Annotated in this window: 5 protein-coding genes; 3 read left to right on the top strand and 2 right to left on the bottom strand. The window is 71.0% G+C overall.

All coding sequences use genetic code 11. The features are described from left to right. The first annotated feature begins 292 nt into the window (after positions 1 to 292). Both ACTWPP_RS44840 and ACTWPP_RS44835 read left to right on the top strand, forming a co-directional pair. A complete protein-coding gene (locus ACTWPP_RS44840; protein ID WP_443110590.1) occupies positions 293 to 1423 on the top strand; it encodes an AraC family transcriptional regulator ligand-binding domain-containing protein in 1131 nt (376 codons plus the stop codon). 320 nt (positions 1424 to 1743) lie between these two features. Continuing rightward, on the top strand, positions 1744 to 2352 hold the full coding sequence (locus ACTWPP_RS44835; protein ID WP_443110589.1) for a pyridoxamine 5'-phosphate oxidase family protein: 609 nt from the start codon (positions 1744 to 1746) through the stop codon (positions 2350 to 2352). Positions 2353 to 2493: 141 nt separating this feature from the next. On the opposite strand, the gene ACTWPP_RS44830 is transcribed toward ACTWPP_RS44835, so the two are convergent. Both ACTWPP_RS44830 and ACTWPP_RS44825 read right to left on the bottom strand, forming a co-directional pair. Continuing rightward, positions 2494 to 2787, bottom strand: coding sequence for an antibiotic biosynthesis monooxygenase (locus ACTWPP_RS44830; protein ID WP_443110588.1), 294 nt, complete (start codon positions 2785 to 2787; stop codon positions 2494 to 2496). Positions 2788 to 2820: 33 nt separating this feature from the next. Beyond that, positions 2821 to 3132 carry a hypothetical protein gene (locus ACTWPP_RS44825; RefSeq protein WP_443110587.1) on the bottom strand — a complete coding sequence of 104 codons (312 nt, stop codon included), beginning with the start codon at positions 3130 to 3132 and terminating at the stop codon, positions 2821 to 2823. Positions 3133 to 3282: 150 nt separating this feature from the next. Between ACTWPP_RS44825 and ACTWPP_RS44820 the strand changes: the two genes are divergently transcribed. Next, a complete protein-coding gene (locus ACTWPP_RS44820; RefSeq protein WP_443110586.1) occupies positions 3283 to 5034 on the top strand; it encodes an MOSC domain-containing protein in 1752 nt (583 codons plus the stop codon). Positions 5035 to 5154: the final 120 nt, after the last annotated feature.

Genomic DNA, 5154 nt, shown 5'->3' with positions numbered 1-5154 from the left:
TGATCTCAACCTAGAAGCGGCGCCACTCCCGACACAGGGACCCAATACGCCACCGACAGGTCCAAACCCGCCATCGCCTCCCACCGCCGCGTATCCTCGGACGGCAGGCCCTCGACGGTCCGTTTCCGGGGCTGGCGTTCTCCGGACCTGGACTTCCCCGGTCGTACGGTGCGGAGGTAGCGTCTACCTCGTTATCGTCCGGCCTCGGGCCGCACGACCTGGGGATCCGCGCCGCCTCCGATGCCGGCCGGGCTCATTGCGGCGGTCGGCCGACGACGAAGGGTTCACCAGCATGACCGAGTTCCGTGGCGGGCAGGCCGCCCATGGCGCCCCGGCCTCCCGTCCCCGGAGCGGTGACGGCCCGCCGGCCGGCCCTGGCCCCGCCGCCCCGCCGCCACGGCTGGAGGGGACGATCTCCAGTCAAATGGCGCGTTTCCTGGCGGGAGAGGTGACCAAGGCCGGCGGCAGCCCCGGCAAGGTCGCGCGCCTGCCGGACCTGCGGACCGACGTCCTCGCCGACGACCGCTCCCGGGTGCCGACCGGCTCCGCGAACGCGATGTGGAGGTACCTGGTCTCCAGGAACGCCGCGATGATCCGCGACGGCGCGCTGCTGGTCACCTTGCCGCCGCCCGGCGGTTTCGGGCTGTGGGACTACATGCTCACCTCCGGGCCGACCCTCATGGACTCGGTCCGCTGTACTGCGCGGCACATGGGCGTCCTGCTCGATCCGGCGACGGAGACCCTGGAGGGGGTGGAGGACGGCGAGCTGTTCACGATCAGCCATTCGACCGGTCCGTACGAGCCGGACGTGAGCGCGGCGATGGAGGTGTTCGCGCTGGCGGTGCTGCTGCGGCGCTGCCGGGAGGCGACCGGGACACCGCTGGTCCCGGTACGCGTGGAGCTGCGGCAGAAGGCCCCGCGTTCGCGCGCGGCGCTGCTGGACATGCTCGGCACCTCCCATGTGGACTTCACGGCGCCGGCCACCTCGCTGACGTTCCTGGCCCGGGACGCCCGCCGGCCGTTGCCCAAGGCCCAGCTCGGGCTGCTGGAGATGCTGTGCGAGCACGCCGCCATGACGTTGGGCGCCGCGAGGCCGGTGGGGGACTGGTACGACGTTTTCCGCCTGACGCTGCACGCCTGCTTCGAGTTGGACTCGCTTTCTCTGGAGACGGTCGCGCAGCAGATGACGGTCAGCCCGCGCACACTGCAGCGCCGCCTGGCGGAACGGGGAAGCAGCTGGCGCGGCGAAGTGGAGACCGCGCGCCAGGAGAAGGCGCTGGCCCTGCTGCAGGACGGCCGGCTGCCCATGACCTCGATCGCCGGCCGGGTCGGATACAGCGACGTGCGCGCGCTGCGCCGCGCCGTCCGCCGCTGGCAGAGCCGGTCGACCGGGTCCTTCGGGAACGGCACGGACCAGACCTAGGATCTGGCGCGCCGCCGATGTGGTGGCGGGTCTGGACCTGTCGGTGGCGTGTTTGGTCCCTGTGTGGGGGAGGGCGCGGTTTCTAGATTGAGATCGCTGGCCGCGGGGCCGTCCGACGCCGAGTTCGGAGCTCATGTCGCGCTCAACTAATTCGACCGGGCCGTCGGCACCGACATCGACCGGCAGTCCCTCGTCGGCCATCGATCGCGGCCGTCGGCCTTCGCCGACGGCCTGACGGGCCGCCGCGGGGCGAGCATCACCGACCTGCCCGTCGACGAGACCGAGCGCGGGTCTTTCGGCCCGCGAGAAGAGGACAAGCGATGACCAGCCGATTCGCACAGCTCGCCTTCACGCCAGGTGTCCGGCGTCATCAGCAGGAGCACGGCAGCGCGCGGGCCTACCGGCCGCTGCTCGACGATCCCGTGATCGCCGACCGGCTCGGCGAGGCCGAGCGGGAATTCGTCCAGCAGCGCGACAGCTTCTACCTGGCCAGTGTCGGGGAGACCGGATGGCCCTACGTCCAGCACCGCGGTGGGCCGCGCGGGTTCCTGAAGGCCCTGGACGACCGGACGCTCGGCTTCGCCGACTTCCGCGGCAACCGGCAGTACATCACCCTCGGAAACCTCGACCACGAGAACAGGGTCGCGCTCTTCCTCATGGACTACGCCCACCAGGCGCGGATGAAGATCATGGGCCGGGCGAGGGCGATCGACGACCCCGCCCTGCTCGCCGAGCTGACCGTGCCGGGCTATCGCGCCAAGGTCGAACGCGCCGTGCTGATCGAGGTCGAGGCCTTCGACTGGAACTGCCGCCAGCACATTCCCAGGCTCGTCCCGCTCGACGCCGTCGAGCGCACTCTGACCTCCCTCCAGGAGCGGATCGCGGAGTTGGAACGGCGGAACGCCGAACTGCGCGGGGCGGGCCCATGAGGGTGACCACTGGCCCCCAGCCTCCGCGACAGCAGCCGCGCCTGCCCGAGGCCGCCGCCGACCAGACGCCGCCCGCCTCAAGCCCGGCCCGCTGCGCGGCTGCACTGGGACTCAACGATGGGAATCAACGGTCGGCGGGACTCAACGATCGGCGAGCGTGCCCTCCTCGTCGGCGACAAGGTCGCCGATCGCCGCGAAGAACGCGGCGATACCGGGCAGGTTCGCGCCCTTGGCGCGGGAGGCGGCGAAGTCCTCTGGGGAGCGCCATTCCACGATGTCCAGCCAATGGTCGTCGGACAGCCGCACCAGGCGGGCGTCCAGGAACCCTTCCCGGTCGGCGCGGAAGTCGGCGAGCATGGCCGGCCGTGCGGCCAGCAGCGCCTCGGTGTTGTCCGGCGACACCTTGAATCGGGTCAGTTCAACGGTCACAGCCATCACTGCCTCCTTGCTGGAGATTTGGGGTCGCGGTCATAGATCGAGTCGTTCGAGGGCGAGGAGGTATCCCTCGGTGTAGCTGGGGAACTGGGCGATGTCGTCGAGCAGGGTCGAGATCGGGATCTCGGCCCGGATGGCCAGCGCGGCGTGGTGGATCCATTCGCCGGCGTTCGGGGCGACTGCCCAGGCGCCGATCAGGACACCGCGGCCGCGGTACTCCCGTACCGCCGTCCAGTCCACCTCGGGGCGGGCGACACCGGGAGTCCGCGCGGCCTCCGAGGCCGCCTGGGCCGGCCGCAGCAGCGCTTTGGACGGGATACAGGCCCAGTCGAAACGTTCTGGCATCACACGTCACTCCCTCTGGACCGTACCCGCCGCCCAGTCCGTTCGAGCAGGTGGCGCCCGATACGCTACCCTTTCGACCCGTCTGAGGAGATCGGGTATTTCCTTAAGAATCGGCGGCCATTGCTGCAGTCGACCTAATGGAGGTTCGGGATGGCGAGGCTGGTGGCCGTCAATGTGGGTCTGCCTGAGGACGTCCAGTGGCGCGGGCAGACCGTCCGCACCGCCGTGTGGAAGCGGCCGGTGACGGGCCCCCGGATGGTGCGGCGGCTCAACATCGACGGAGACGGGCAGGGCGACCTGGGGGGACACGGCGGAGAGAACCGGGCCGTGCTCGTCTACCAGCTCGATTCCTACCGCCACTGGCAGGAGCACCTGGGACGTGATGATTTCGAGCACGGCCAGTTCGGCGAGAACTTCACCGTTGACGGCCTGCCCGATGACGAGGTCTGCATCGGTGACCGGTACCGGATCGGCGGCGCGCTGCTGGAGGTGACCCAGCCGCGGGTGACCTGCTATCGGGTCGGCCTGCGCATGAACGAGCCGCGGCTGCCCGCCCTGATGGTCTCGCACCGCAGGCCCGGGTTCTACCTGCGTGTGCTCACCGAGGGCGAGGTGACCCCAGGCGACGAGATCGTCAAAGTGGCCGGCGGCCCGGAACAGATGAGCGTCGCCGACATCGACGCCCTGCTCTACCTGCCGGGCCGCGACCGCGCCGACCTGGTCAGGGCGCTGCGCATCCCCGCCCTCAGCCCCGGCTGGCGCGGCTCGTTCCGGACGCTGCTCGATCAAGGGGACGGCGACCGGGGAAACGGAAACCCCGGACTCTCCGCGGCCGCCGGCGCTCCGCCACCGGCGTGGGGCGGTTTCCGTACGCTCCGCGTGGCCGGCGTCGAGCGCGAGAGCAGCAGCGTAGTGTCCCTGCGCCTGGCCACTCTCGACGGGACGGCGCTGCCCGCGGCACTGCCCGGGCAGTTCGTGACCATACGCCTGCCGGACAGCGAGATCGTCCGCACCTACTCGCTGTCGGGCCGGCCCGGCGACTCCGAGTACCGGATCAGCGTCAAGCACGAGCCGTTCGGTGCCGCGAGCGGCTACCTGCACACGCGCGTCCAGCCCGGCGACGAGCTCGACGTCGCCGCGCCGCGGGGCACCTTCGCCCTGCGCGACGGCGAAGCCCCGGTGGTGCTGCTGTCGGCCGGTGTCGGCGCGACGCCGGTGCTGGCCATGCTGCACGCCCTGGCCACGCGGCAGCCCGAACGCGAGGTCTGGTGGCTGTACGGGGCCCGCCACGGCGGCGAGCATCCCTTCGCCCGCGAAAGCCGTGAGCTTCTCGCCCGCCTGCCCAACGCGCATGCGCACATCTGCTACAGCCGCCCCGAGCCGACGGACCGGCTCGGACTCGACCACACAGGCGTCGGGCGGCTGTCCGGGACGCTGCTCACCGATCTGGGGGTGCCCAGCTCGGCCGAGGCATACATCTGCGGGCCGGCGGACTTCATGCGGGAGGCTCCGGAATGGATCGCCGAGACCGGCATCGATCCGGCCCGGGTGCACACCGAGATCTTCGGTGCGGGCCCGTCGCTCACCCCCGGCATCGCGTCCAAGGCCGGCCAGGCCCCGCAGTCACCGCCGGGACCCCCCGGCAAGGGCCCCGCGGTCACCTTCGCCCGCAGCGGCCTGACCGTCAACTGGGACTCCCGCTACCCCAGCCTGCTGGAACTGGCCGAAGCGTGCTCGGTGCCGGTTCGGTGGTCGTGCCGAACCGGCGTATGCCACAACTGCGAGACAGGCCTGATGACCGGAAAGGTCGACTACTCGCCGGAGCCCGTCGAGCCGCCGGCCGCGGGCAACACCCTGGTCTGCTGCGCGCAGCCGCTCAGCGAAGTCGTCCTCGACCTCTGATGCGATGAAGGAGCGGGGCCTCCGCTCCCCGTGACGGTTCCGGGTATCCGGCGGACACTCGGGGTCATCACACCAATCCCGTCGAGGATGGAGGCCCCTATGTCCGCAGGGTATGACGGA

It is taken from the genome of Actinomadura sp. 3N407 (genome assembly GCF_052245875.1).
Taxonomy (GTDB): domain Bacteria; phylum Actinomycetota; class Actinomycetes; order Streptosporangiales; family Streptosporangiaceae; genus Spirillospora.
Note: the sequence above shows the minus strand (reverse complement) of the source record. Positions and strands in the feature narration are given on the sequence as shown.